A 295-nucleotide genomic window follows, 5' to 3' on the forward strand; every position below is an offset into this window, starting at 1 on the left:
CGACCCAGATCGGCCTTTACCCCGGTGAATCCGGTATGTTTTGTAATGGCGTTGCGCTGAATGGTAGTCAGGTGAGGCAGGCGCATACCGCCTTTACCATTGGGGGAGATTATTTCAAGGATAGAGAAATCCTGAGGTTCGTTACTTGCTCCTACAGTTACCTGGGCATATATGCCTGTGGAAAATGCTAGGAAGGCGAAAACGGCAATTGCCTGTTTCCACCGGTTTTTTGTTCGTGTTTCAGTTGTTTTCATAAAAGCAGTTTATAAGCCACCCCCTCCCGGCCTCCCCCAAA

The 295-nt window shown here is 49.2% G+C and carries 1 protein-coding gene; it reads right to left on the minus strand.

Annotation, left to right across the window (positions count from 1 at the left end; all coding sequences use genetic code 11):
- A partial coding sequence (locus D0T84_RS06375) for a hypothetical protein (RefSeq protein ID WP_163307049.1) occupies positions 1–254 on the minus strand: 254 nt, incomplete at its 3' end.
- Positions 255–295 lie beyond the last annotated feature (41 nt).

Source organism: Dysgonomonas sp. 521 (assembly GCF_010501055.1).
Taxonomy (GTDB): domain Bacteria; phylum Bacteroidota; class Bacteroidia; order Bacteroidales; family Dysgonomonadaceae; genus Dysgonomonas.